The sequence below is a fragment of the Desulfonatronum thiodismutans genome, from assembly GCF_000717475.1.
Classification (GTDB): Bacteria; Desulfobacterota; Desulfovibrionia; order Desulfovibrionales; family Desulfonatronaceae; genus Desulfonatronum; species Desulfonatronum thiodismutans.
Map to the genome: position 1 here is coordinate 140005 of NZ_JPIK01000006.1, position 22714 is coordinate 162718.

The following is a 22714-nucleotide window of genomic DNA, read 5'->3' on the forward strand; positions in this document are numbered from 1 at the left end:
ATATTTCGACATCTCCACCAACAGCTACATGATGGTCTCGCCGATCTGAAAAATAGGCAGGTACATGCTCACCACCAGTCCGCCCACCACGACCCCCAGGAAAACGATCATCATCGGCTCCAGCAGCGAGGTCAATGTTTCCACGGCCACATCCACTTCGTTGTCGTAAAAGTCGGCGATCTTGGCCAGCATATGGTCCAGGTTCCCCGTGGTTTCCCCGATGGAGATCATCTGGACGACCATGGGCGGGAAGACGCCGGTGGCCTCCAGGGGATCGGCCAGGGTCTGACCTTCGGCGATGCTCTTCTTGGCTTCCAGAACGCCGCGTTCCACGGTTTTGTTTCCGGAGGTCCTGGCCACGATGTCCAGAGCCCCCAGGATGGGCACGCCGCTGGAAACCATGGTGCTCAAGGTGCGCCCGAACCTGGCCACGGCCACCTTGCGCAGCAGCGGACCGAACACGGGCAGGGTCAAAATCCAGAAATCCACCATGATCTTGACCCGCTCGAGGCGATACAGCCGTTTGAAGATGATCGCAAAGGCCACGGCCCCCAGGAATATGTACAGAATATTGTCCTGGGTGAAGCGGCTCATGTTGATCACGATCTGGGTCGGTAGCGGGAGGGCCGCGCCGAAATCCGCGAACATGGTTTCAAAGGTCGGGATGACGAAAATCAGAATGATGGCGATGACGGCCACGGCCACGGTGACCACCACGGCCGGATAGACCATGGCCGATTTGACCTTGGCCTTGAGTCTGGCTGCTTTTTCCAAGTAATCAGCCAAACGAAGCAAAATAACGTCCAAAACCCCCCCGGCCTCGCCAGCGTTGACCATGTTGGCGTAGAGGTCCGTAAAGACCTTGGGATGCTTGCGCATGGCGTCGAACAGGGAACTTCCGCCTTCGATGTCGTTGCGCACCGTGTAGAGCACTCGCCGCAAGAGCTTATTTTCCGTCTGTTCGCACATGATCTGCAAGGACTGCAAGATGGGCACTCCCGCGTTGATCATGGTGGAGAACTGGCGGCTGAAAACGACCATGTCCCGGTCGGTAATCGAGCCTTCGAGAAAGGTCCCCTCGAGCAGATCCTTGGGTTTGGGCTTGACCTTGAGTTGGGTGAATCCCCTGCGTCGCAGGGCGTTTTCGGCCATCTCCAGGGTCGGGGCGTCGAAGTCGCCCTTGACCTTCCGGCCCAGCTTGTTGCGGCCCTTGTACAGGAATATAGCCATTTCAGCGCTCCTGATCAGTACACTGCGGTCCGGGTAATCCCGTCAGTTCCGCGGCCCGAACTTCGCGGCCAACTCCGCCACGACATCCAGGTCGGCCGGCAAAAACGGCAATGCGTTTTCCGCCGGCGTCACCCAGGTCATGCTTTGGCCTTCCCGGGGAGCGGGCTCCCCCTGAAACGCGCTTACCATGTGAAAAAAAACATGCACATGCAAATCCGGGTACCGATGGATTCTCTCCCGCCAAGGGCGGGAACCCGTAATATTAATTCCCAACTCTTCGCTCAGCTCCCGCGTCAAAGCCTGTTCCGGCGTCTCACCTGCTTCGATCTTGCCGCCGGGAAACTCCCAATAACCGGCCATATGCTTGCCTTCCGGTCGTCGCACGGCCAAGTATCGGTCATCGCGCCAGATAATTCCAGCCACGACCCGTAAGGGGCCCGCCGCCTCTTCCTTCCATGCCGTCATGATACCCATGACGATTAGCCCAAAAGACCGCATTTGACCAGAACGATCAACCCCAGCCACCAAACTGCCATCTAGAGCAACCCTTGACGGCCCAACCAAGACCACCTAAACAACTCCCACGCGCCCGTAGCTCAGCCGGATAGAGCGTCGGACTTCGAATCCGCAGGCCGGGAGTTCGAATCTCTCCGGGCGCACCAAGAAAAACAACGGGTTAGGATCACATCCTAGCCCGTTTTTTGTGTCAAAACGTAGCGGGTACCGCATAGGTACCAGGGGGCCGGGCTTGGCACGTTCTGGAAGGCGATGGACGCGGGGTTGCTTGGCCGCATGTATAGGGGCTGAAGATAACCTGGGCTGGGCGGACGTGGTAGGCAGGCCGAAAACGGGCGGCAACCGCTGAGCCGTGGGGGAAGGGTCAACGGTGTGTGGTGGCCCGGACCCACGGACCGTTTGAGCCGTCCGTTTTCGGTCTGCCGGACACTGAGGGGGACCGCCGAAGCCTGGGCGGCCATGCAGGCCCGCGGCCAGGGGGGAGCGGCGGGGGGAGGGCCTATGGTCGAGGGATACCTTTGCAGGGGCGGCGGACATGGCCCGAAGCAGCACGTCAATGTCAGGGAGGGCGGGCCAGAAAGCCCGTCTGGGCTGAGACCGGCCAAAGGGGCGCAGCCGACCTTGAGGGTGTAGAGGTGGAGGGATGCGGATCACGAAAACGGCCATGGCCGGGGGCAGGGTCCGCCCCTGCTGGTGTGCGCCGTGGGGGCCGTGGCCACGGGTCCGGGGTCTGGCTGGCCCAAGCCTGGGAAGGATGGGCGTCAAAGGCACGGGCACCACGACCGGCACGAACCAGCCAGGCAGGCCCCGGAACCCTGTCCCGACCGCCGGGGAGGGCAGGACGCAAAGCCACCACATAACTGATTGCCTCTGTTGCTTGGCAAGTTTCATCCTTCCTCTTTCCCTGCCTTTTTTCCTCACTTCCTTGGGGTTCGGTTTTATTTGCATGGTTCGTGCAAATAACTCCCTCTGATCGGCGGACCCTGTCTCTTAAAGCCTTCTCGCTCACCCGATCTTGCGGCGCTGCATCCTCATTGATCTTATCCGCAATCACCCGCGCAATTTTCTCATTGTGAGATTTTAAGCCCTCAGCCCGCCGCCTCCACGGAAAGGCTCTGCTCGCCTGGGGGCCACCTGGCTTGTCACTGTGCCCCGGACACGGGCTTTTTCCGCTGTTTGCCTTGGTAGGGGCATGGGGCCGTGGGCTTTATCACGCAAAAGGCCGTCCACCCTGGGGCAGACGGCCTTGATAGCAACGCACAGTCGAACGACTAGGTCTCGGACTGCAACGCTTGCCCGGGTTGGCTGACGGGAACTATATTCCGCGGGACAAGCTGTTCAGGGTTGGGGTGGGGCTTGGTCCTGGGTCATGCGACTCTCTTTGATGCCCCGGATTCCATATCCGCCGACGCCTCCGGCAATCAGCAGGGCAACTGTTTTGATGATTTCAATGGCCACGCTCTCCTTGTCCATCCAAAGTGCGGCTACGACGACGGCGGCGGCCAAAATCGATAGCCCACCTATCAGAACATAAACATTGCGTTGCAATCGCAGGGCGTTTTCGCGCTGTTGGTTTCTGTCCGTAAGCTGGGCGTCAAGCGCCTTTTTGCTGAACTCAAAGCCGTGGTTGTCATGCTGCTTTTGGAGAGCCAACTCTTGTGCCCGCAAATCCATCTCCAGGCGTTGATTCTCCAGGAATTGAGAAATTTGGTCAGCGTTGGGCGCTTTGACTCCAACCTGGTTATTGATCTTTGCCATCAGAGGCGAGCTTCATATCTCGGGTTTTTCCACTTGACCAGGATGGACACGAAATCAGGACTATCCAGCCCGCCTTTCCCCAGCCTCTTGACCAGGGGCCGCATCCTCAAAATTTCACGCCGCTCGCTTTGGTCCAGCCGCAAAAACTCTTCAGGCGTCAAAATATCCTCGTCCAAGCGATCCATTTCTATCGGCCCGCCAATCAGGCTCTTTCTTGATCTGAGCATATGTCCTCCATTGTCTGTTCATGTTTCAATCAAAAACATGCCGACAGAAAAAGTATCATGTCCAAACCAGTCACTCCATGTCAAGACGGCTTGGGAATTTTCTGAACGGATTGATTTGTCACGCCCGGCTGGTCAGACCACAAGCTCAAGGGGCAAAACGTGTTCTCGCAAAAAAAGCCGCCTCCACCTGGACGATGAAGACGGCTTTGGGAGCAGCCATTTTCCGGCCAAGGGTAGGGGTTAGACTGCCACTGCTGCGACCTCACCGACCGGTAGCAACTCCAGGCCTCTGTCCTTGTAAATCCGACCGCGGCAATGGGTAGGCTCCTGCTGGTCCAGCAGGACCAGGAAACCGAATTTGTGCATCAGCGACCGGATAACTTCAACGGCCCGGAAGGCATTTTCCGCTTCGAAATATTCGCCGATCTGAAGGTGCGGACTTGTCGCCTTGAGATAGAAAACCATGATCCCCTCCTTGCTCTACGGGTTGTTATCCTGGTGCTCATCGAGTTGGAGCGTCGCTTCGCCCAGCAGCCGCATGATCAGGGCAGGCCCGATTGGACTGCCTTCGTCAAAGCCCTGGCCGTGGTTAAAGCTTGCGTCCATGGCCTCGCTCATCCAGAGCAGTGCATGTCCGACTTCGCGGAAGTTGCGGACCAACGGCTCGTTTTCCATGCTCATGCCGTCACCTCGCCGGGTTTCCGGACGTGCTCAATGTCCACCGAGACCAGTTCCCCTCTCTTCTCGGGAAAATCGGGGTCGTAGCAACGCCGATGAAGGCGGATATCAATGTGCTGTTGAAGTGCGCGCATATCGCTATCTATCTTGGCCGTGGCAGTCCTCAGAAGGTCAACAGCGGCCCTGATGACCGTATTGTCTTGGTGTGCGTTCGCCTGTAACCAAGCGGCGTGATTAAGGAAGTCGGCCAGGTTTCGCAGATGTTCATGGATGGAATCGACAAGCCCGTCTTCGTAGGTGCGGAAATCGTCACTCATGCCGTCGCCTCCTGGCCGGTTGAATGGTTCGCGGGAGCCCAGCGCCGGAACTGTCGTTTGACGCGCTCACTGGAGTCCTCGGTTTTCAACGTACCAACTCCATGTTCGTGCTCTATCTGGTCGGCGATGTCCTCCATATCCGTTGATGCCGCTGAAACCAGCTTCTCCACGACGACTACGAAGTCAAGCAGATGCCCGTCGGATTCCTGTCGCATCACGCCGCATAGGCTTTCCAGGGGCACGAGGGCCGCGTGAAGTCGGTTCACGATTGCTTCATGCTCGCCATTGTCACGGCCAACGTTTTCAATTAACTGTGCGCTTTCCATGGCCATTCTCCTTTGGTTGGTTGTGGATGCCCGGTCACGGTTCCCGCCAAGGTCATGTGACCGGGCTTTTTATTTCTCTTGACCTGCCTGCTCTTTTTCCGCTCGCTCCAGCCATTCCACCACCAGATCCCGAATAGTCGTTTCCTTTTGCGCAGCCAGCACTTTCAAGCGTTTGTGCTGCTCCGGCGTCAGCCGGATTGAGATCGTTCGCAGCCCGCGAGCATCGACCATGTTTCACCACCTCCCTTTGTGTCGCTATTTGGCTTTATGTAATTATGGATTTATCTAATGTCAAGCGGGTAAGCAAAAAAAACCGCCTTCCTCGGAAAGAAAGCGGTCATTGAAAAGCTTTTGTCATTGAATCAAGCGTGTTGCCGTGTGCGGTTTCGGTTTGAAAAACCGGGAGGAGCCGAAGCCCCTCCCGGCTCACCAGGGGATGCCGCTCGGTGGAGGGTCGAGCGATTTTTGAAGGCCGGTCTATGATGCCTGAGCTTGACGTTTGGCGTCCTCAGTGGCCCTGATCTTGGCGTTGGCCACCAGGGGGCTTTCCTGCTTGCCGTGGGGGCCGGTGACTCCCGGCATGGCCTGACCCAGGTTGGCGTTCACCTCCAGGCCCTTTTCCAGCAGTTGGAGAATGCGCCGTCGGTCCGCGCCTTCTCCGGACGCCTCCAGGGTGAACCCCATTGCCCGTGCCTGGGCGGCGGTGACGCCGGATTCCAGGAGGCTGCCCAGCCGGGACATGGTGTCTTCTGGCAGGACGACTTTCAGCAGGGACACGAGGTCCGCCTGCCCTGCCTGAAAGATGGCGGTGAACAGTTTCGGGTTGTGTACCTGGAAGGCCTCAATGTCGAACTCATGGCCTTCCGCCGGGGTCTGGCTCTGCTCGACGTGCTCGACGTGATCAAGAGTCATGTTGCCCTTCCTTTGCCGCTTCCGCCCGGCGGCGGGCATTGGCGATGAGGGGATTTTCGGCGGACGAATGTTCCTTCGCCGCCCTCAACCGGGCATTGGCCACGAGAGGGGATTCCCCCTCAAGAGGGTGATCAACACGCAATCCGGCCCGGCGGCGGGCCTCGATGACCATGGGGCTCTCGGTCCGGGCCGGGGGCGGTGTAGGGGCGGTGGTCTGGGGCTGTGTTCGATAGAAAGCCTCCGGGTTCGCATTGGCCATTTTTCGATCCTCACAGGCTCTTCGGAGCCGGTTTCCGGCCTGTTCGCCGTACATGGCGGCGAACAGGTCAATGGTTTCATTTTCAGCAGCCGCAACTGCTTGCGCCGGGTCAGTGTACACCCGGGCGGGCTTGGGGCTCTGGGTGTTGTCAGCAGCAGGCTTGCCCGCTTGAGCCTTCGCACGGAAGCGGGCCTTCCAGTAGTCCAGCACATGAGGAAACTTCTGCTGCATTTCCGCCATGGTCAGCTTTTGGCCGGCCACAAGCCGGGCCTTGTAGGCGTCGAACTCGGACCCGTGGTCCCGGCCCAGCCGCTCAAATATCGGCCCGGTGACCTTCTGAATTTCAGCTGTCAGCATGGGCAATCTCCATCTCGCGTCGGTCGCACGAGTCAAGGTGTTTCGACTTTGGGGCTTCGGGGATCTGTGGAAAACCGTCTGGGATTTTCGGGAACGACATGGTTCCGCTGGATGTCGCATAGGCTTGGGCATCCCAGTCGTACCCGGCGGCGGTCGGGAACAGCTTGGCCGCGAAGTTCGCGAAGCTCTGGGTTCTCCCAAGTTCCCGCTCTGCCTGCCATGCCAGCCAGGCGGCGTCCTCCACCTCCCGGACCCGTTCCAGGGACCGGTCCCGGACTACTGTCAGCACGTCCCGATACCTGCCGCGGGATTGCCGCTCGACCCTGAACACCTCGCTGCGTAGTTCGTTGATGTCGGCACGGATCACGGTCACCATGCGCTCGGTGTCCTCGACGTGCTTCCGGGCCTGATCGACCTCAGCGATTGCCTTGTCCAGGGCCGTGGTGGTCGCCTTGTTGTTGCCGTTGCGGGCCACTTGGGTAATGGCCTCCTGCTTTCGGTTTTCGGCCTGACCCAGGGCGTCCTTGGCCTGGGCAAGCTCCTGCTCCAATTCTTCTTTCCGCTGGAGCTTGGCCTCGATCTGGCCGTCTATTTCCGAAATCTTCGCGTAATAGTCATCAAGCGTACATGGTTGATCCATGCGGATATCCTCCAGGGGTTAGGATTCGATGAGCGTCGGCCAGCAGGGCCAGACGGTCCAGGACGTGGCCGGGAATGGGTTGCCGACCGTTCAGGTAGTTGTTGAGAGAACCGACGGAAATTCCCAGCCTCTTTGCCAATTCCGCCTGGGTCATCCCGCTGCGCTGAAAAACGGCTTTCATATCGGTTTGCAACATGTGTCGCGTCCTCCTTGTTTCCCGCAACATACCCGATGAACTCTCTTGTTCAATCCCTTACGCGCACACTATGCACGTGATGCACCTAACTTAGAGCGGATGAACTCCACCAGGCTGCTTTCCAGGATGCGCAGTCCGCGCTTTTTGCCGATGCGGACGTGCTCCAGGGCTCCTTCCTCAATCAGGTCGTAAACGTGGCGCTTGGAGCAGGCCAGCCTTTTGCAGGTCTGTTCAACGTTCAGGAGTTGGTATTGCATGGGTCCACCTCTCTATCTTGTGTTCACGAGGATCTTGGTCTTCAAAAAATACGGCCGCATTTTCTGGCCGGAACGTGGGCGGCACGTGGCAAGAACCACGGCCATGCTGTGTTGCCCTTGGAGCGGGTTGCTCCACCATGACCGACGGCTGTTCCGGCCTGGCTATGCTCTTTGGTTGGCTTTTATTGTCCCGTCTCGGGATAATAACTTCATCTCCCTGAGCCACCACGACCGGCTTGTCCACGCCGCGCCATTCATCCAGTGCCTGCTTGTCCGCCTCGATCAGTCCGCCCACTTTATGGACGGGCAGGCCGTGAACCTGGATGTACCGGCGGACGGTGTTCTCGCTGCGCCCAAGATGCGCCGCGATGGCCTTGAGGCCTACGAGACGCTTCACCATAGGCGACCTCCACGGCTGGTGAACCAGGAGGGCAGTTGACGGCCTGTCCGGCTGAACGGATTGGCGCCTTCCGTGAAAGGGTTGGCCTGTTTGGGTGCCACCGTGGCTTTTTTGGGCTCCACGCTCGTCGCCTTCCAATCCCTGATCCCGAGGAAATCCGCGCAGGCCAGGTTGTACACCTCGCAGTCCCAGAGATCCCCGCGTTTGTGCTTGGGGCGCTGCCAGTAGCCTTTGGCGTCCCGGTACTCGGAAGTCATGTGGCTGAAGTAATCCCCGGACACGTCCGCGGTGATGCGCATGGCTCCGGGCCCCTCGGGGTCAAGGCTCATCTTTGCGGACAGCATGTTCTTGTAAAATGTCGTGTCCAGCCGGATCAGCTGCAATCCGCCGGGGATCGGGTAGGACTTGCCGTCACGGCCCGTGTACCGGTCCAGGAGCGAGTTCTTCCAGGTGCCGCCGAAAATCTTCTGTTCGCCCTTGATCGGCTTGAACACGGGGATGCGGCGGCAAAGCTCGTAAACCTCAGCCGTTCGGTGGCCGCTGGAATCGATGAAGGCCAGGCGGACCGCGAATTCCTGGCCGGAAGGATGCGCGAAGCGGGAGTTGAGCATGGTCTCCACCAAGACGTCCGTATCCGGGACGAACATTTCCCGGACAAGCCAGGAGGCCATGTTTTCGCCCCATGCCCGGATCACGACCCAGAAGCCGTTGTCCTGGGTGTCCACTCCGGCGGTGAGCACTGCCAAGGGCACGTCGGGCAATTCGCCCTGGGAGCGGTGATCGCAGAGCTTTTGAATCTCTTCGGGCCGCTTGTGGGCCATGTGCTCGGGTTCGCTCCAGGGCTGCGCCAATGACGAGTTGATGAACGAATGCAGCGGCCCCAGGTCCCCGGTTTTCTGTGCGGCCCGGGCGCTGAGGAACTTGACGGCCAGGTCGCCCCAGCGAGAAACCGGGGAGGCCAGTTCGTTGATGCGGAAGGAGCGGTGGTCCGCCGGTGCAAGGGGGTTCGTCTTCACCCATTCACCAGCTTGGAGTAGCCGGACCTTTTCCCGCTCCGTGAACGTGGCCTTGCACCCAGGGCACTCCAGCCAGGTAGAGGCCCGGACCTCTTCCAGGTCCAGCGTCTGGGGCCACTTGATCAGCTCCCACTCCAGGGGGAAGGACGCGCCGCACTCAGCGCAGACGATATGATATTCCTCCCGGCTCCCGGCCTGGTAGTTCTGCCAGATCGCGCCCTTGTCCGTCGTGGGCGTGCTGGCCAGGACGATCTTGTGGTTCCGGAACGATTTCACGCGCTCGATGGCCAGGGACAAGGCGTCGGCTTCCCGGTCAGTGCCCAGGGGCCACTTGTCGATCTCGTCCGCGAAGAGATACCGGATAGGGCGCATGGCGAGCTGGGCGGGACTGGCCGCGCCCACGAGGTTGATGGTCAGCCGGTCGAGCATCATTTCCAGGCCCTTGAAATCATGCTTCCTATCGGTCAAGTGCCGGGCCAGGACGGGGGAATCCTGGATCAGCGGTTGCAGGCGGTTCCGGCTGAAGGACAGCGCCGCGTTCTCGCTGGGCAGGGTGTAGAGGATCGGGCCGGGGGCCTGGTCGATGACGTAGGCCAAGCCCACGGATAAGACGGTGGTTTTGCCTGACTGTGCGCTGAAGCACACGGTCACACGTCGGACAACCGGATCTTGAAATGCCTCCAGGGGGACGCGGACGAACGGGGTCCGTACCGTGGTGAACCGGCCAGGGAACGGAGTGCTACGAGCGGAAAGCTCCAGGCTCTCTTCGGCCCACTCCCACGGGTTGAGCAGGGCGGGCGGGGACCAGTAGTCCTTCCACCAGTTTTCAAGGTTGGTTTGACAGTCCACGCAGGGCCTCCCGGATTTCACGTTCCATGATCTTCTGCATCTCCGGCCAGGGCAGGCCCTCCAGTCCGGGGGCCAGGCGTCCGGGCAGGTCGAGCAGACTGGACTTGGCCGCGTCGATCTGCCTGCCCAGCCACGTTTTCACCTCGGAGGCCGGGAGCAGTTCCCGGCGGGATTGAAGCACCTCAATGACGTTGCCCTCCAGCTTGCGCAGCAGGTCCAGCGCTCCGGACCAGGCCTTGAGGCTCTTGCCGTCCCGCGCCTCCTGGAAGGCCGCGAATGTCGCCTTTTCAGCCCAGCGCAGACGAGCCAGGGCGGCGTCCAGGCCCTCTTCCGTCAGGTTGGCCGGTGCAAGGTCCATGGGGATGTCCACGGGGGCGTCCTGAGGGGCGTCCTGGGGCTCAGGCTTCGGGATGCGCAGCTTCGGCGATTTCTGGCCGGGCCGGGGCGTCTCGATGGCGATGGTTTCACCCGTGGGCTCGGGATTCAGCTTGTGGTCGATCCCGAGGGCCAGACAGACGACCTGGCTTCCGAGGTGAAAGTGACCGCGGCGCTCCAGGGCAAGCCGGAAGTGCTCCATGGTCCGGCCAGAGACGAACAGGTCGTCGAGCAGCAGGACCGGGAATTCCAGGTCCTTGGGGATGACGAAGCTTTTCCCGTAACCCTTGGGCAACTCCTGGTGGTGCTTCCGGTTCCGGTCAGGCACGGTGGAGCGGCGGCGGATCGTGACGCCGAAGAGCTGCTGAAGCTGAGTGGGCGCAGGAGTGTGGCCGGGGATCACGGCAATGGACTTGCAGCCCTTGAGCGTCCGGAAGCCCTCCACCAGGGCCTTGACCCGCTCCGACTGTTTGCCGGACTTGCGGAAGTTGTAGACGAAGCGTGATCCCGTCCGGTCTCCGTGGTCGCCCTTCGTGATACTGTTTGCCAGGATGCTTCCGTACGCCACAAAGCCGAAAGTATTACGATAATTCAAGATAGGTGCGTCAGTCATGGGCTACGCCTCCGAGTGCCATACATATAAAGCACTGTTTTTCAAGCAGAAATTCAGGGAAGGGCCGCGCCCCGCACGAAACCCCCGTCCTTTAGACCCCAGGAAGGACCCGCGCATATCTGGTGCGTCACAGCTTGACCGATAACCCGCGTAAAACATGATTTCCCAAGGTCGAACATCCCAAAGGGGTTCACGCGATTCCGTGGCCGTTGTGGGCCAGGACGGGGCACATTTCCCGGCAAACACAGGGAGCAGGCCGGTTGCCTGGGTTCCGGCCTGCTTCCCGTGGTCAGTTGGTAAGTGTGTGCTTATTCGTGTCACTGTTCTGTAAATCCTGGCACGATAAGCGTTTCGCGAATCCAGTTCCATCCAGTGTCATCGACCACGTAACCGGGTTTTGACAGAACGAGGTCAACCACGTCACCGATCCCGGCCAGGTCAACCGCGTCCTGTGCGTACTCCTGGCCGCGCAACGACCAGATCATGATGGTGAAGCCTTCGGCCTTGCGCTCGCGTATCCAGGTGATGAGGTCGGCATTGGCCTCCATCTCGCGTTGACCCGGCACAGGGCGGAACAGGGTGCCGTCCACGTCAACGGCTATCACGTCGGGAGGTGGCAATCGGAAGCCCATTACTTGACCCTCCGTGCATACGCAGCCAAGTGAAGAGCGTCCGCCCGGCCATGATGTTTCTTCAGGCTCAGGTCCACGTCGGGCCATTGCCGCCGGGCTGCCTCCAGTGACTGGCTCTTCGTGTCCGGCCCGTCGCATTTGTGGAGCACTCCCTTTTGCCACTCCTGGGGACGGACCAGCACAAACGGAACACCAAGAGCAGCCAACAGCCCTTGCCACTGCCCGAAGTTTGAGCCCAGCTTGAACATGCTGCTGACGCCCTGCTTCGGCATGGCGTGAACGGATTCCAGGGCTGCCAGCTCGATCTGGTGTTCCATTCGCCACGTCCGGACGGTTCCCACGGCCAGCAGCACGGAGCCCGGCCAATCCATGACCAAAACTTCCCCGTCCGCGGTGATCAGCGCAGCCGCGCCGGAAGCGCCGGGATCGACGCCGATCCATGCTTTTGTGAGAGTCACGAAAAATCCTCCATCAGCTGAGGTACTGGGACAAGGCACGATGCACCGCGGCCAACAGCTGGACGTCATCGCGGCAATATGCGGCGATTTCCTCCAGCCTTCCTTCGCGCCAAGCGTCGAAAACCATTGAGCCGTCGAAGCCTTGGGTCTTCGCGCCGATGCCCAAGAATTCGGCCAGATCGCCAAGTTTTACGTACCCGCGATAATCGTGGGGGCACCAGAGGCGCATGGGGTCAATGATGTTTCCCCGGTAACGGTCGAAGTTGATCATGCCGGGCAGAAACTCGAGGCCGTATTTGATGGACTTGCGCCATATCCAGGGCAGGTCGAAGCCGTGACCATTGAACGCTACCCACTCGGGACGGTCGCGACCGCATTCTTCGATGACTGCGTTCTCAAATTCGCGCAGCACGTCCGCTTCGTCTCCAACCTCGCCCAGGCCGCTCGTGAAAGAGCGGGGTTCGTCGTCCTCGCCAACCTGGAAGCCGATGCACAGGATTTCGCCTCGCATGCTGTCCAGGGCCTGCTTGCGCCACTCTTCTTCCTGCTTCTCCTGCTGATATTGCAGGATTTTCACGGGGTCGCGGTAATTACTCGGGGGCTTGATGCTTTCCAGTGCTGGCGGATTCGGGCCAGGCAAAGTTTCGATATCGAGAAAAATATGCATAACTTCCTCCAGTTTGTTGAGGTTAGACCGGGCATTCATCCATCTGGGGCTTGCTCTTGGTCATGGCCTCGATCAGGCCCGACGCCGCCCACTTGTCCAGATCGGCAATGCTGGTCACCTCGGGGCGGCTCGTCTTTCTGAGCCAGGCGTTGCAGCGCTCAAGGAGCTGGTCCTTGTCCAGCCCGAGTTCACGACCCTGAGCGAATATCTTCTTGCGCTGGGCGTCGGAGGCCATATCCACCACGGGGCCGTGGGCACCCGGGGCGGGTTGGGGTTGAGCAGGCTGGGCAGGTTGAGCAGGGGCAGAGGGAGCGGGTTGCTCCGGTTGCGGCGTCGTGGGCGGCGTTGGGACCGGGGCGTCGGCGCCATGTTCCAGCCAGGAACGAAGCTGAATCCCGGTGTCTTCTCCTGGGACGAAGAATTTCCCGCGAAACAGAGCTGTTCGGTCCTTGGATGCGGACGCCACGTTGCCGTCCACGGCCAAGTCCAGGACGGTCGTGAACTCGTACTCCAGGCCTTCGCGCTGCTCCGGCTTCAGCCCGAGTTTGACGGGCTTGGTCTTGCCGGTTCGCTCGTCTTTCGTGATTTCCCACGCTGTTTTTGTGCGCATCGTTACGATGATGTGAATATCCGTCCGGACCAGGGCTTCCAGGAATTTCTTTTCGTGGGGCCGTACCGCTTTCCACGCGGCAAAGGTGTTGCCGCGTAAGCCTTGCCCGGCGGTGTCCACCATTTCCAGCAGACCGCCTTCGCCCATCCAGACGTGGGAGAGACTATCGAAAATCACGACGTCGAAACCGGCACCCTTCGCGGCCTGGATCGCCTTCACCGCCCGGTCCGGAGTGTAGGGCGGTGAGAATTGCAGGCAGTGATATTCCGGCATGCCCTCGTGGTCAGCGTACAGCTCCCCGGAGCCGCCTTCGGTGTCGATCATGGCGATACGTCCGCCGGGAGCCAGCCCCTTGGCGATGAGCAGGGCGGAAAAGGTTTTTCCGGATCCACTCGGGCCGGACAGAGCAAGCCGAAGTTTCGCCTTCTTTCGCTGTGCCTTTTGAAATTGCATGTATTCCTCCTGTGTTATTCCCAACGTTTTTTTGCCTGATGCCTGAGAACGGGCACCCGGTGATCCACGTAATCAATGACGTATGGCGTTTTGCCCGGAGCAGGTCGCAGGATACGCCCGACCACCTGCATGAGCCGTCCCCGGTAGGCTACCGGGGTTGCCAGGAAGAGCAGGTCCAGGCCGGGGCAATCAAAGCCCTCGCTGATCAACGACATGGTTGAGACGAGCACTTGCACCCGGCCCGCCTGAACGTCTGCCACGATCCGCGCCCGGTCTTGCGCCCGAGTGCCGCCGGTGAGCACTTCCACGGCCAGGCCACGGTGACGGATGCCTTCGGCCAGTTCCTCGCAGTGGCTCACCCGGTCGCTGACCAAGAGGGACGTTCCGTTGCCTTTCGTGAACGTCACCACGTCGTGAATGATCTGGACGTTGCGCTCAGTATCCTCGACCAGGGCGGTGACCATGGCGGCGTAGTCGTCCGCGTAGCTGTAAAAAAACTCGGTCTCGGAAACGACGATGGTCGGCTCCAGGACCGCGCCGCACTCCACCAGCTTCCCAGGATCAACTTTGTGGGCAAGATCGCCCATGGCGAAAAAAATCAGCTTATCCAGCCCGTCCCGGCGAAAAGGTGTTGCACTGAGCCCGAGAAGGTTTTTGGCCGGGAACTCCTTGACGCACTCCGAGAACATCGCTGCCGGTGCTCGGTGGCATTCATCAACCACGACCTGGCCAAACTTGCCGATCAGATCGGGCAGACGGCGGCGTACCGTGTTGACGATGCCGACGGTCACGGGCCGCACGTCAAACTTGCCGTCACCGATAAACCCAGCCTCGATTCCGAGGAACTGACGGATTCGGTCCGCCCACTGGTTCAGCAGCTCCTTGTTATGGACAAGGACGAGGGTCGGCTGTTTCCGGGCCCCAATCACGGCCAGCCCCATGACGGTCTTCCCGGAACCCGTGCTGGCCTCCAAGACGCCATGGTCCCGCCCGAGTACCGCGGCCACTGCTTCGGTCTGGTACGGCCGCAATTTCCCCTGGAAGGTTAGGTCCATGTCCGGGAGGGTCAGGCGGTGGTCAACGACGGCGGCGGGGCAGTTTTGGCCGGCCAGAATGGTCAGGGCCTGGTCCGTGAAGCCGCGCGGGATGGTCAGGCCGTCCAGGGTATTTTCGTAGAAGCGCAACTCCTGAGGAATCTTCCCGGTCCACCGCCCGTGCTTCACGGCCTCGGCGTGGGCTGGGTTGCGCATTGTGAGGGATTGCTTGATGCGCTCCAGGGCGGACGCGGGGATGTTTTCCAGGTGCGTTTGAGACGATATCGTGACGGTTGTCATGGCTTTTTCTCCGTGGATTCTCTCAAGAGACGAAACAGGGACGAATTTTCTCCGCAGATGGCGTTCAAGAGACGAAACAGGGACGAATTAAGGACGAAACAGGGACGAACGAAACGAAAGGCCATGACCAACGGACGGGGGACGACGAGACGAATATATCTTAGATATTCGTCTCGTCGTCCCCGTCCTGGATGGTCAATCGTCCCCTGTCGCATAGACCCCTCCGTCATTGCTGAGATAGACTCGTCCGGCATCGATCAGGGATTGTGTTGCTTCCCTGGCACGTGGTGCTGGCATGCCTTCCGCCCGGAGTGCTGCCCGCCAAGCGTCCAGTGCGGTTCGATCCCCTGGGCGGTGTATTCGGCGCAGAGCGTCTAGGGCTGTTTTTTGGTTTTTGCCGTTTCCAGCTTTAGATTCCGTGCATCGTGGGGTGTACTCGACGGAGCGTAGGACCGCCGATGTTACGGGCTGCCCGTCCTCGTCCACCATGCCCAGATCAACGGAAGCCAGTTTGAAAGCGAGTGGGGGAGGGATTTCGGCCTCCTTCATTTTGACGGCCTCAAGGCGAATCATCCCGTCAGCATCCTTTTCAAGGCGTAGGTTCACATCGATGGCCGCCGGGAGGGAGTACGCGCCGCGGCCACGAGTCTTATCCCCGTGCCCGGGATGATGGACGAGCATGATCGAACAGCCGTATCGGGTCCGGATCATATCCATCACGGCCACAAAGGCGTTCATGTCCTTGGTGCTGGACTCATCGCCCGCGCCGAAGTTCCGGGCCAGGGTATCGACCACCAAGAGGACCGGGGGACCGTGGATCGCGGACGCCTGATCGATGGCCCGGCACATGGTGTCAGCTGACCCTTTGTCGATCAGACCTATTGGCCGGGTAGATACGGAAATGGGGGCGGTGGATAGATCTACGCCACGGACAATTTCCCAGGCCCTGGCCCGTCGCCTGAACCCGCCGATTCCCTCTCCGAGTTGGTAGATGACGTGGCCGGACTTCCTGATATTCAGGCCATGGAATGGCGTTTTGCTAGCGATGGAATTCGCGATGTCCGACGCGCAGAAGGTCTTTCCGGCTCCGGACTCACCAAAAAGCTGAATCAGAGCGTCGTCCTCCAGCAGCGGGGGCATGATCATCCGGGGCGGGATCAGGGGCATTTCGCTCAACGAAACGAACCGGAACACGTCCCCGGCTGATTCCTGCCCGCCCTGGCTGGCCGCGATGATCTTCCGCTGTTCCGTTGAGACTTTTTGAAGCTTTTCCAGCCGGATTTTCAGTGCTCTGTTCTCGTTCGCCATGGTCGAGTCAGCCGTAGCGATGGCCATGTCCACCATGCTGGGGCCATAGTCGCTACCGCGTTGACCCTCTTCCCGGAGTTGGCGCACGTACTCTTCGAGGACTTCCCGCTGATCAAAGGGAGGGGTAGGGGGGTGCTCATTCACCTGGGCATGGTCGGGGGCGGTCATGGCGATTGCCTCCACGACTCAGCCGCAACCACTTGACTTTTTTCGGGGAATGAGTAAAAAATGCGCTGTCGGTGTATGAATTTTTGAGAGGGGCCAGTCCTGCCGGGGGCTGGCCTTTCGTCGTTTTGAGGGGTCATTTCCGCCCCCCTTGGTCAGACGTGGATGTTCTGGTGCGGCTTTCAAGCCAGGAATGGATCGCGTCCAGGCGGTAGAGTGGCTTCCGGCCAACCTTGATGAAGGAGGGGCCTGAGCCGTCAAGGCGGGAGCGCTGCGCCCAGGCTTTCGATTTTCCCAAGTAGGCACAAAGCTCGTCTTCGGTCTTCAGTTGCGGCAGGGTCATTTAAGTACCTCCATGTGATTTTGGATGAACCCAAAATCGCACGGAGGAGCACCAACGCACAGTTGGTGAAATAGATATTTTGTCCCCCTTCTTTCCCCACTCCGTTCAACATTAAGAAAATATTGATAAAAAACGAAAAAAGGGGAAAGTCACATTTTGTAAGTACTGTGACTTTCCCCTTTGAGGGTTGCCTTTGAGTGGAGGGTTACCCTTGGCGTTTCTTTCCTCGTGTGTTTCGCATACTTTCGGGCAGTGCCTCCCAGGCTGCCTTTTCAGCTTCTTGGCGGACAGGCTGCCCGTCCCATAGCCCAAAAAAATCATTCCGACTAAGGGAGACGGGTTCCAGTCCGTGATCATCCCTGTGCTTGCGAACCAACTCGCTGTTCATAATACCGCCCACAATGGCTGAAACTGATTGCCTCCAATCTTCGGCGCTTGGCTTACGCTCGCGTTTCAGCTTGGCCAACTCCGCTCGGGCCTCGTCGCGCTCGCGCTCCGCCTCGGCCAATCGCAGTCGGAATTCCGTGGCATCCCGGCGCGCCTCTTTAGCCTGGTCCTGGAAAAGGTTATCCAGTGGAATGCCCATCGTCAGGCAATAGTTTTGCGCCTGGGCAAGTTCCATGGCTCTTTGCAACGGACTTTCGCTTTGCTGCGTCATTCATCCCTCCTGCAGGGTCCTGGTTTTCCCCGCGGCCAGGCCGTCCAGGTTACGGCTTTTCGGGAGCGACCCTAGGACGCGGGAAACGTTTAAGCGGCTACAACGGCAATCTTGCCCGGAAAATCCAGCACTTTCGATGTGCCGTTATCGCCCTGGTCGGTCAGTCCGGCCTCGGCCAGGATGAAGTCCTCGATCTTCTGCATTGGAGCCCGGAGCCGATCGGGCGTCATCTGAATATATCCGGCGGTTACGTCCCCACTGGTCTTATGGTTGAGCAGGGCCTTGAGCGCATAGGCGGGAATGTCCAAGGACTCGGCAATGGTGGAGAACGTCCGGCGTAGGTCATGAGGCGTCACGCGAATGCCGGTTTCCTTCTCAACCCTGGCTAGACCGTAACGGATGCAGTTGTCCAGGCCCTCGAAAACCAGATCGGTGTCCGACATTTTTTTCCGTCGGGCCAGGATGCTGAAAAGGTGTTTCCCCAGCGGGAGGGTGTGCGGCTGTCGGTTCTTGGGATCGGGTATGGTTAAGGCCTGCCACTTCAGATCCACGTCCGCCCATTTTAACCCCAGGGCCTCGTTCCGGCGCAACCCGGTGAGTAGCAGAGTCATGAACAGATCCGCTAGATCATCCCCGGCCTTCAACTTGCGGTGTTGGTTCCCGGTCCCTGGTTCTCGCTCGGGCGCTTCGCCCAAGGAAAGGATAGCCGCTATCCAGGGCTTGAGTTCGTGATGTCTGAGATAGGTACGCTTTCGGCCAACGTGGAACCATGCCTTGCCCACGGAGAGGATTTTCACGGGATTGTCCGGGAGCAGTGGCCGCCCATCAGGATAGGCAAAGGCCTCGCTGGCATGGTTCAGGATGGCTTTCAGGTAACGCATGGCCAAATTCGCACGCGCATGGCTAATTTTGCCCAACTCTTTGTGCTTGCGTGCAACAATGTCCCTGGTGATCGCAGAGATGGGCTTGCCCTCCCACTCGGAAAAACGCTTCATACAGTCGAGCACGTCCCTGACGGTTCGGGGCTTTAGGTCGCGGTCCTCAAGGTATCTTTCAACAGCTTGGCCAAGGGTAACCCCGGTAACTTTTTCTTCGTGCCGATCTGCAACCGGATCTCGACCGATAGCAATTTCCCCGGCCAGCTTGGTGAGGGCCTTGCGGGCGGCGTCCAGCGTCATGGCTCCATAGGTGCCGATGTTCATTTTGACTTGGCGGCCCTTGATCCGGGTCTTGTAGATGAACACTTTTTTCCCGGATGACCAAACCCGAAGGCCGAACCCTTTTGCCTCGGAATCCCAGAAAACAGCATCCCCTTTTTCGGGAATCGGCAGGGAATCAATCTTTGACTTTGTGAACCTGACGATGTTGTCTTTTTGGCTCATGTCACACGCTCCCCGACTTGCGGATTTTCGATCAGGTACCGGGAGCACGACTCCCGGCATGCGGATCATTCAAAAATGCAGGTACCGCATAGGTACCGCATGAGTAAAAATATTGTCAAGCTGGTGCAAGTGAATGATGTTGAATGAAGACTTAAAAAGTCAATGTCAACATCAATTTACAAGAAAATATAATTTTTATAGAAGGGTTAGAAAAAAGAAATTTTTCTGACTTCGAATCCGCAGGCCGGGAGTTCGAATCTCTCCGGGCGCACCATGAAAACAAGGGTTTACGATTCCAATCGTAAACCCTTTTCTATTTCGACGGACTTGCCTCGTCCAGGTCCGCATCCTCGTCGCTTTTTGGCGGTGTCGGAGAACTGGAATTTTATCGAATATGACGTAAAAGTCACGTAATCGTTTCGAGGGGGGATTTTCGCACAGATCTTTGAGTGGTCCGTCGTATGCTCAAAAAAAGAAGGTCGGCCCCTGGTTGATCACCTCTAGCGATTTGCCCTGATTTGCCTTACATGGTCAACGGAGGTGGAGCAGGGCATGGCTAAAAACAGGGCAAGGCCCACACCGGTTGGCCGGATCGGCGTCTTTTGGCCTTCGAGCACAAAAAAAGGCTTACGATTTTCATCGTAAGCCTTTGAGTGTCCTGGTGGGTCACCAAGGAATCGAACCTTGAACCTCCGGATTAAGAGTCCGTCTCCGGCCACCTCCACACCTCTCCACACCTCTCCATTTTTGCCTTGTAAGTGACTGATAACAGACATAAAAAAGGCCCTCTTATTCCTTCCTTGACTTCATTCTTTTTCACTCTTACTGATACTTAAAGAGCGACATCGGTTTACCAGGAGTTGACCAAAACATGGCCGGCAAGCCCTTGTTTTTGGCGGTCTCCTGGCGGTCAGGCTTACCAGTGAAGCACTCTCCATCCAGGTTGACCAAAAAAGCAGTAATAAACTATTGTTTTTGCAGTCAATAAGCTGGATGCGGGCCGTTTACGGTTTACCAGAAAGAGCGACTCGTGAGGTCGATAACATGGCGAAAGAATGGATAAAAAGCACGTATCCCGGCATCCGTTACCGAGTGCATCCAGATCGGCGGCATGGCAATGCCCCGGACAAGTACCTCCAGTTAGTCTATAAATGGGAGGGCAGGACAGTTGCCGAGAGCATCGGCTGGATCAGCAAGACCGGCATCAACGAAAAAGCGGCATCTCTTATCCTTGCGGACCTCCAGAGAGCACAGAAGACCGGGGAAGGCCCTCGGACTTTGAAGGAGAAACGCGAACTTGCAGAGCTGGCCCGGCAAGACGATAAGCAGCGACGGGCAGAGGCAGAGGCAGAACGTCTCCGGCTGGAGCAGGAGCAGCGGATCGAAGGGATCACTTTCGGGCAGGTATGGGCGCAATATGCCGAAGAGTCATCCCGGACCAAGGCACCGAAGACCTGGAAGCGGGAGGCAGAGCTTTGGGCTGGCTGGATCGAGCCGGAGTTGGTCTCCATGCCCATGAAGAAGGTCTCTCCGTTTTTGCTGGCCAAGATACAAAAAAAAATCGTGGACGCGGGCAAGGCACCTCGGACGGCGTTCTATGCCCTCCAGGTCATCAGGCAAGTTTTTAATTGGGCAAAGGCTCAAGACCCTGCCTTCTACACGGGAGACAACCCCGTAACCCACACAAAAAAGGTTAAGGTCAACAACAAGCGACACCGTTTTTTATCCCATGGCGAAGCAGCGTCTCTCCTGGCGGCCCTGAAGCAAAGCAAGAAGGGGCCGGATACCCATGACATGGCCCTGGTCTCTCTGCATTGCGGTTTACGTTGGGGTGAGATTGCATCACTCCGTTGGCAGGACGTGAACCTGGAGGACGGGTCAATTTATATCCGGCAAGCAGTATCCAAGAGCGGCAAGGGTAGGACTGTTTTTATGACCTCCCAGGTCAAGGACATGCTTTTGGGAAGGATGCAGGGAGACCATGACTCCCTGATATTCCCGGATCGTTACGGCAACATCAAGCAGCGGCCAAGTAAGTATTTTGAGAAGGCGGTCAACGAGTTAGGGCTGAACAAAGGGCGGACTTCCAGAGAGGACCGGATTGTTTTTCATTCATTGCGGCATACTTGTGCAAGCTGGCTTGTTTGCTCCGGCGTCTCTCTGTACCAGGTGCAAAAACTCCTTGGGCATGGATCACATACCATGACCGAGAGATATTCACACCTTGCCCCTGATAACCTCCGGCAAACGGCATCCATCCTGGAGCAGGCCGTCTCCAAGGCCCAGGGCGCGAAGGTCATCCCTATGGAGGGCAAGAGGTAATTTTTCTTTATGTCCAAAAGAATGTTCCTAACGTCCTTAAAATCCTCAAAGCAACACAAGGCAAGGGCTGACGGATGAGGACTTCACGTCCTCAATGTCCTCAAAAATTATGCCCGGTCTAGTCGCGGCGTCATGACCCACGGCGAAGAGATGCACTCCTGGCATTCTGACCGGGTACCCCCTCAGGAGATCACATCGACACACAGGAGGTGTCATGCCAAAGAAGCGAAAGCCAGAAGAGCCGGTTTCGGGACATAGTGATATTTCGGCCACATTCCCTTCTCTAGGTGGCAAGATGCTGGTAAGACAAGAGCTTAAGGTCAAGCAGAGCGAGACTTATGATCTGGAGTATTTCACCGACGAGTGCGACAAGCGTGGAATCTCGACTAGCCAAGTTATCCAAGCCATCCAAAGCCGGACGCTTATAATGGTTTCTACCGAAAAAGAGGAACACGAAGAAATCCCAATGCGCAATATTTACCATGAGGGCAATATCCAGAGGTTCATGCGGTCGTCCAGTGTTCGGTTTTATGCAACGGAGGCCGAGTGGTTCTGGGAAAAGACGGCCCCAGACCACAAAGGCGGCTGGCTGGATGAGGCAGGCACACACCCGAGGTTGAACAAGAACGCTAGCTTCCTGCCCCTGTTGGAAGCGGGCGAAGCCGGTCTCCTGGAGCAAAAGCCCAATGTCACTCTTGGGATGGTCGACGAGGCAGAGAAGCGCCTGGATGCTCACTTTGGCGACGACAAGAAGCTGATCAATAAAGTGAAAAGAGAGTTCGCGGCCTGCCGTATCTACATCCGGAACAAAGGTCAGGGGCAATATACGAACAATAAAAGAGAATTGAACGCTATGATATGGCGAAACGTGGCGCGGTGTCATGATTGCACAGATGAAAGCGCAACGACTCAAGGCCGAAAGCTGGTCAAGGAGGGTATGGATAGAGTCCTGGACCTCTTGAAGTAAACCCCTCCCTTTTTTACCTCTCCGGTTCTCCGGTCACTCCCCTCCGGTTTCACTCTCACAGAGAGTTGAAGCCCGAGGGGATTTTTTTTGCCTTTTTCAAGGAATGACAAAGAGTTGTGGGGCTTAATGTATGGTTTAGCTTTTCGCGATGAGCGTGTTGATAGTTCGAGATTTCCTCCGGGCGGAGCCATTAAAATATGGGCACGTTCACGCAAAAGGAGGTGAGAGCATATGCATAATGACGTGTTTTCGGACCTGGCGAACAGGTGGCCATCGGCGGTCGTGGCACGGTCTCAGATTGAGGCGTTTACCGGCGGCGCGATCAAGGGCTCCTACATGGCGAACCTGGATGCGGCTGGCGAAGGCCCTCCCAGGGAGAAGATCGGGCGGCAAAAGTGGGTTTATCCGGTCAGGCCCCTGGTGGACTGGCTCCGGCACCGTTCACAGGCAAGTGGCAAGTAACAATCATCAACCAAGATCAGGAGATAT

Annotated in this window: 29 protein-coding genes and 1 tRNA gene; 5 read left to right on the forward strand and 25 right to left on the reverse strand. The window is 58.3% G+C overall.

Features of this window, described 5'->3' with window-relative positions; genetic code table 11:
- Nucleotides 1-24: 24 nt before the first annotated feature.
- Together GY33_RS0106090 and GY33_RS0106095 are read right to left on the reverse strand one after the other, a co-directional pair.
- Nucleotides 25-1230 (reverse strand): type II secretion system F family protein, encoded by a 1206-nt coding sequence (locus GY33_RS0106090; RefSeq protein ID WP_031386487.1) that lies wholly within the window; start codon nt 1228-1230, stop codon nt 25-27.
- 42 nt (nt 1231-1272) lie between these two features.
- Nucleotides 1273-1704 carry a (deoxy)nucleoside triphosphate pyrophosphohydrolase gene (locus GY33_RS0106095; RefSeq protein ID WP_235185480.1) on the reverse strand — a complete coding sequence of 144 codons (432 nt, stop codon included), beginning with the start codon at nt 1702-1704 and terminating at the stop codon, nt 1273-1275.
- A 111-nt stretch (nt 1705-1815) separates the two neighbouring features.
- On the opposite strand from GY33_RS0106095, the gene GY33_RS0106100 reads away from it, so the two are divergent.
- Nucleotides 1816-1892 (forward strand) — tRNA-Arg (locus tag GY33_RS0106100).
- Nucleotides 1893-3084: 1192 nt separating this feature from the next.
- Here the strand turns inward: GY33_RS0106100 and GY33_RS0106105 are convergent.
- From GY33_RS0106105 to GY33_RS0106160, 12 genes are all read right to left on the reverse strand, one after another.
- A complete protein-coding gene (locus GY33_RS0106105; protein WP_031386489.1) occupies nt 3085-3504 on the reverse strand; it encodes a hypothetical protein in 420 nt (139 codons plus the stop codon).
- Nucleotides 3504-3731 carry a hypothetical protein gene (locus GY33_RS0106110; protein ID WP_031386490.1) on the reverse strand — a complete coding sequence of 76 codons (228 nt, stop codon included), beginning with the start codon at nt 3729-3731 and terminating at the stop codon, nt 3504-3506. Before GY33_RS0106110 ends, GY33_RS0106105 begins: the two co-directional genes overlap by 1 nt.
- Nucleotides 3732-3971: 240 nt before the next feature.
- Complete coding sequence (locus GY33_RS0106115; RefSeq protein WP_031386491.1) at nt 3972-4196, reverse strand: hypothetical protein; 225 nt, start codon at nt 4194-4196, stop codon at nt 3972-3974.
- A 15-nt stretch (nt 4197-4211) separates the two neighbouring features.
- Complete coding sequence (locus GY33_RS0106120) at nt 4212-4412, reverse strand: hypothetical protein (protein WP_031386492.1); 201 nt, start codon at nt 4410-4412, stop codon at nt 4212-4214.
- The gene (locus GY33_RS0106125; protein ID WP_031386493.1) at nt 4409-4726 is read right to left on the reverse strand and encodes a hypothetical protein; all 318 of its coding nucleotides are present in this window, start codon (nt 4724-4726) and stop codon (nt 4409-4411) included. The genes GY33_RS0106120 and GY33_RS0106125 overlap by 4 nt, the downstream gene beginning before the upstream one ends.
- Nucleotides 4723-5052, reverse strand: coding sequence for a hypothetical protein (locus GY33_RS0106130; protein ID WP_031386494.1), 330 nt, complete (start codon nt 5050-5052; stop codon nt 4723-4725). The genes GY33_RS0106125 and GY33_RS0106130 overlap by 4 nt, the downstream gene beginning before the upstream one ends.
- 69 nt (nt 5053-5121) lie before the next feature.
- Nucleotides 5122-5283 (reverse strand): ribbon-helix-helix protein, encoded by a 162-nt coding sequence (locus GY33_RS21220; RefSeq protein WP_153304580.1) that lies wholly within the window; start codon nt 5281-5283, stop codon nt 5122-5124.
- Nucleotides 5284-5529: 246 nt separating this feature from the next.
- Nucleotides 5530-5964: a hypothetical protein gene (locus tag GY33_RS0106140; RefSeq protein WP_031386495.1), complete on the reverse strand. Its 435-nt coding sequence runs from the start codon at nt 5962-5964 to the stop codon at nt 5530-5532.
- Complete coding sequence (locus GY33_RS0106145) at nt 5954-6580, reverse strand: hypothetical protein (RefSeq protein WP_031386496.1); 627 nt, start codon at nt 6578-6580, stop codon at nt 5954-5956. Before GY33_RS0106145 ends, GY33_RS0106140 begins: the two co-directional genes overlap by 11 nt.
- Nucleotides 6567-7220, reverse strand: coding sequence for a hypothetical protein (locus GY33_RS0106150; protein WP_031386497.1), 654 nt, complete (start codon nt 7218-7220; stop codon nt 6567-6569). The genes GY33_RS0106145 and GY33_RS0106150 overlap by 14 nt, the downstream gene beginning before the upstream one ends.
- Nucleotides 7198-7446, reverse strand: coding sequence for a helix-turn-helix domain-containing protein (locus tag GY33_RS0106155; RefSeq protein WP_084184836.1), 249 nt, complete (start codon nt 7444-7446; stop codon nt 7198-7200). Before GY33_RS0106155 ends, GY33_RS0106150 begins: the two co-directional genes overlap by 23 nt.
- Before the next feature lie 38 nt (nt 7447-7484).
- Nucleotides 7485-7673 (reverse strand): helix-turn-helix domain-containing protein, encoded by a 189-nt coding sequence (locus GY33_RS0106160; protein ID WP_031386499.1) that lies wholly within the window; start codon nt 7671-7673, stop codon nt 7485-7487.
- Here GY33_RS0106160 and GY33_RS21320 point away from each other — a divergent pair.
- A complete protein-coding gene (locus GY33_RS21320) occupies nt 7672-8112 on the forward strand; it encodes a hypothetical protein (RefSeq protein WP_084184838.1) in 441 nt (146 codons plus the stop codon). The genes GY33_RS0106160 and GY33_RS21320 overlap by 2 nt on opposite strands.
- Here the strand turns inward: GY33_RS21320 and GY33_RS0106170 are convergent.
- The 11 genes from GY33_RS0106170 to GY33_RS0106220 all read right to left on the reverse strand — a co-directional run bounded on the left by GY33_RS0106170 (nt 8067) and on the right by GY33_RS0106220 (nt 18936).
- Nucleotides 8067-9938 carry a terminase gpA endonuclease subunit gene (locus GY33_RS0106170; protein WP_031386501.1) on the reverse strand — a complete coding sequence of 624 codons (1872 nt, stop codon included), beginning with the start codon at nt 9936-9938 and terminating at the stop codon, nt 8067-8069. The two genes, GY33_RS21320 and GY33_RS0106170, sit on opposite strands and share 46 nt — an antisense overlap.
- Nucleotides 9916-10926: a hypothetical protein gene (locus GY33_RS0106175; RefSeq protein ID WP_031386502.1), complete on the reverse strand. Its 1011-nt coding sequence runs from the start codon at nt 10924-10926 to the stop codon at nt 9916-9918. Before GY33_RS0106175 ends, GY33_RS0106170 begins: the two co-directional genes overlap by 23 nt.
- A 317-nt stretch (nt 10927-11243) precedes the next feature.
- Nucleotides 11244-11558, reverse strand: a complete 315-nt coding sequence (locus GY33_RS0106180) for a hypothetical protein (protein ID WP_031386503.1) — start codon at nt 11556-11558, stop codon at nt 11244-11246.
- The gene (locus GY33_RS0106185) at nt 11558-12016 is read right to left on the reverse strand and encodes a RuvC family protein (RefSeq protein ID WP_031386504.1); all 459 of its coding nucleotides are present in this window, start codon (nt 12014-12016) and stop codon (nt 11558-11560) included. Before GY33_RS0106185 ends, GY33_RS0106180 begins: the two co-directional genes overlap by 1 nt.
- 13 nt (nt 12017-12029) lie before the next feature.
- A complete protein-coding gene (locus GY33_RS0106190) occupies nt 12030-12683 on the reverse strand; it encodes a ribonuclease H-like domain-containing protein (protein ID WP_031386505.1) in 654 nt (217 codons plus the stop codon).
- Nucleotides 12684-12705: 22 nt separating this feature from the next.
- Nucleotides 12706-13746 (reverse strand): ATP-binding protein, encoded by a 1041-nt coding sequence (locus GY33_RS0106195; RefSeq protein ID WP_051822348.1) that lies wholly within the window; start codon nt 13744-13746, stop codon nt 12706-12708.
- Between the two features lie 14 nt (nt 13747-13760).
- Nucleotides 13761-15080: a DEAD/DEAH box helicase gene (locus GY33_RS0106200; RefSeq protein WP_031386507.1), complete on the reverse strand. Its 1320-nt coding sequence runs from the start codon at nt 15078-15080 to the stop codon at nt 13761-13763.
- Nucleotides 15081-15275: 195 nt separating this feature from the next.
- The gene (locus GY33_RS0106205) at nt 15276-16556 is read right to left on the reverse strand and encodes an AAA family ATPase (RefSeq protein WP_051822349.1); all 1281 of its coding nucleotides are present in this window, start codon (nt 16554-16556) and stop codon (nt 15276-15278) included.
- Between the two features lie 133 nt (nt 16557-16689).
- Complete coding sequence (locus GY33_RS0106210) at nt 16690-16896, reverse strand: helix-turn-helix transcriptional regulator (protein ID WP_031386509.1); 207 nt, start codon at nt 16894-16896, stop codon at nt 16690-16692.
- A gap of 205 nt (nt 16897-17101) precedes the next feature.
- Entirely contained in the window at nt 17102-17554 is a 453-nt protein-coding gene (locus tag GY33_RS0106215; RefSeq protein WP_031386510.1) for a hypothetical protein, read from the reverse strand.
- Nucleotides 17555-17643: 89 nt separating this feature from the next.
- A complete protein-coding gene (locus GY33_RS0106220) occupies nt 17644-18936 on the reverse strand; it encodes a tyrosine-type recombinase/integrase (RefSeq protein ID WP_035271447.1) in 1293 nt (430 codons plus the stop codon).
- A gap of 993 nt (nt 18937-19929) precedes the next feature.
- Between GY33_RS0106220 and GY33_RS0106230 the strand changes: the two genes are divergently transcribed.
- The 3 genes from GY33_RS0106230 (at nt 19930) to GY33_RS0106240 (ending at nt 22687) form a co-directional block, all read left to right on the forward strand.
- A complete protein-coding gene (locus tag GY33_RS0106230; RefSeq protein ID WP_084184844.1) occupies nt 19930-21258 on the forward strand; it encodes a site-specific integrase in 1329 nt (442 codons plus the stop codon).
- Between the two features lie 214 nt (nt 21259-21472).
- Nucleotides 21473-22225 (forward strand): hypothetical protein, encoded by a 753-nt coding sequence (locus tag GY33_RS0106235; protein WP_031386514.1) that lies wholly within the window; start codon nt 21473-21475, stop codon nt 22223-22225.
- 231 nt (nt 22226-22456) lie between these two features.
- Nucleotides 22457-22687, forward strand: a complete 231-nt coding sequence (locus GY33_RS0106240; RefSeq protein WP_031386515.1) for a hypothetical protein — start codon at nt 22457-22459, stop codon at nt 22685-22687.
- Nucleotides 22688-22714 lie beyond the last annotated feature (27 nt).

Excerpts from the sequence above, each read along its gene's own strand:
- GY33_RS0106110 (WP_031386490.1), bottom strand. The coding sequence starts at position 3,731 with ATGCTCAGATCAAGAAAGAGCCTGATTGGCGGGCCGATAGAAATGGAT.
- GY33_RS21220 (WP_153304580.1), bottom strand. The coding sequence starts at position 5,283 with ATGGTCGATGCTCGCGGGCTGCGAACGATCTCAATCCGGCTGACGCCG.
- GY33_RS0106230 (WP_084184844.1), top strand. The coding sequence starts at position 19,930 with ATGCGGGCCGTTTACGGTTTACCAGAAAGAGCGACTCGTGAGGTCGAT.
- GY33_RS0106210 (WP_031386509.1), bottom strand. The coding sequence starts at position 16,896 with ATGACCCTGCCGCAACTGAAGACCGAAGACGAGCTTTGTGCCTACTTG.
- GY33_RS0106140 (WP_031386495.1), bottom strand. The coding sequence starts at position 5,964 with ATGACTCTTGATCACGTCGAGCACGTCGAGCAGAGCCAGACCCCGGCG.
- GY33_RS0106240 (WP_031386515.1), top strand. The coding sequence starts at position 22,457 with ATGCATAATGACGTGTTTTCGGACCTGGCGAACAGGTGGCCATCGGCG.
- GY33_RS0106090 (WP_031386487.1), bottom strand. The coding sequence starts at position 1,230 with ATGGCTATATTCCTGTACAAGGGCCGCAACAAGCTGGGCCGGAAGGTC.
- GY33_RS0106120 (WP_031386492.1), bottom strand. The coding sequence starts at position 4,412 with ATGAGCATGGAAAACGAGCCGTTGGTCCGCAACTTCCGCGAAGTCGGA.
- GY33_RS0106105 (WP_031386489.1), bottom strand. The coding sequence starts at position 3,504 with ATGGCAAAGATCAATAACCAGGTTGGAGTCAAAGCGCCCAACGCTGAC.
- GY33_RS21320 (WP_084184838.1), top strand. The coding sequence starts at position 7,672 with ATGGGTCCACCTCTCTATCTTGTGTTCACGAGGATCTTGGTCTTCAAA.
- GY33_RS0106235 (WP_031386514.1), top strand. The coding sequence starts at position 21,473 with ATGCCAAAGAAGCGAAAGCCAGAAGAGCCGGTTTCGGGACATAGTGAT.
- GY33_RS0106195 (WP_051822348.1), bottom strand. The coding sequence starts at position 13,746 with ATGCAATTTCAAAAGGCACAGCGAAAGAAGGCGAAACTTCGGCTTGCT.
- GY33_RS0106215 (WP_031386510.1), bottom strand. The coding sequence starts at position 17,554 with ATGACGCAGCAAAGCGAAAGTCCGTTGCAAAGAGCCATGGAACTTGCC.
- GY33_RS0106125 (WP_031386493.1), bottom strand. The coding sequence starts at position 4,726 with ATGAGTGACGATTTCCGCACCTACGAAGACGGGCTTGTCGATTCCATC.
- GY33_RS0106205 (WP_051822349.1), bottom strand. The coding sequence starts at position 16,556 with ATGACCGCCCCCGACCATGCCCAGGTGAATGAGCACCCCCCTACCCCT.
- GY33_RS0106190 (WP_031386505.1), bottom strand. The coding sequence starts at position 12,683 with ATGCATATTTTTCTCGATATCGAAACTTTGCCTGGCCCGAATCCGCCA.
- GY33_RS0106095 (WP_235185480.1), bottom strand. The coding sequence starts at position 1,704 with ATGGGTATCATGACGGCATGGAAGGAAGAGGCGGCGGGCCCCTTACGG.
- GY33_RS0106180 (WP_031386503.1), bottom strand. The coding sequence starts at position 11,558 with ATGGGCTTCCGATTGCCACCTCCCGACGTGATAGCCGTTGACGTGGAC.
- GY33_RS0106145 (WP_031386496.1), bottom strand. The coding sequence starts at position 6,580 with ATGCTGACAGCTGAAATTCAGAAGGTCACCGGGCCGATATTTGAGCGG.
- GY33_RS0106175 (WP_031386502.1), bottom strand. The coding sequence starts at position 10,926 with ATGACTGACGCACCTATCTTGAATTATCGTAATACTTTCGGCTTTGTG.
- GY33_RS0106160 (WP_031386499.1), bottom strand. The coding sequence starts at position 7,673 with ATGCAATACCAACTCCTGAACGTTGAACAGACCTGCAAAAGGCTGGCC.
- GY33_RS0106155 (WP_084184836.1), bottom strand. The coding sequence starts at position 7,446 with ATGTTGCGGGAAACAAGGAGGACGCGACACATGTTGCAAACCGATATG.
- GY33_RS0106220 (WP_035271447.1), bottom strand. The coding sequence starts at position 18,936 with ATGAGCCAAAAAGACAACATCGTCAGGTTCACAAAGTCAAAGATTGAT.
- GY33_RS0106200 (WP_031386507.1), bottom strand. The coding sequence starts at position 15,080 with ATGACAACCGTCACGATATCGTCTCAAACGCACCTGGAAAACATCCCC.
- GY33_RS0106150 (WP_031386497.1), bottom strand. The coding sequence starts at position 7,220 with ATGGATCAACCATGTACGCTTGATGACTATTACGCGAAGATTTCGGAA.
- GY33_RS0106115 (WP_031386491.1), bottom strand. The coding sequence starts at position 4,196 with ATGGTTTTCTATCTCAAGGCGACAAGTCCGCACCTTCAGATCGGCGAA.
- GY33_RS0106130 (WP_031386494.1), bottom strand. The coding sequence starts at position 5,052 with ATGGAAAGCGCACAGTTAATTGAAAACGTTGGCCGTGACAATGGCGAG.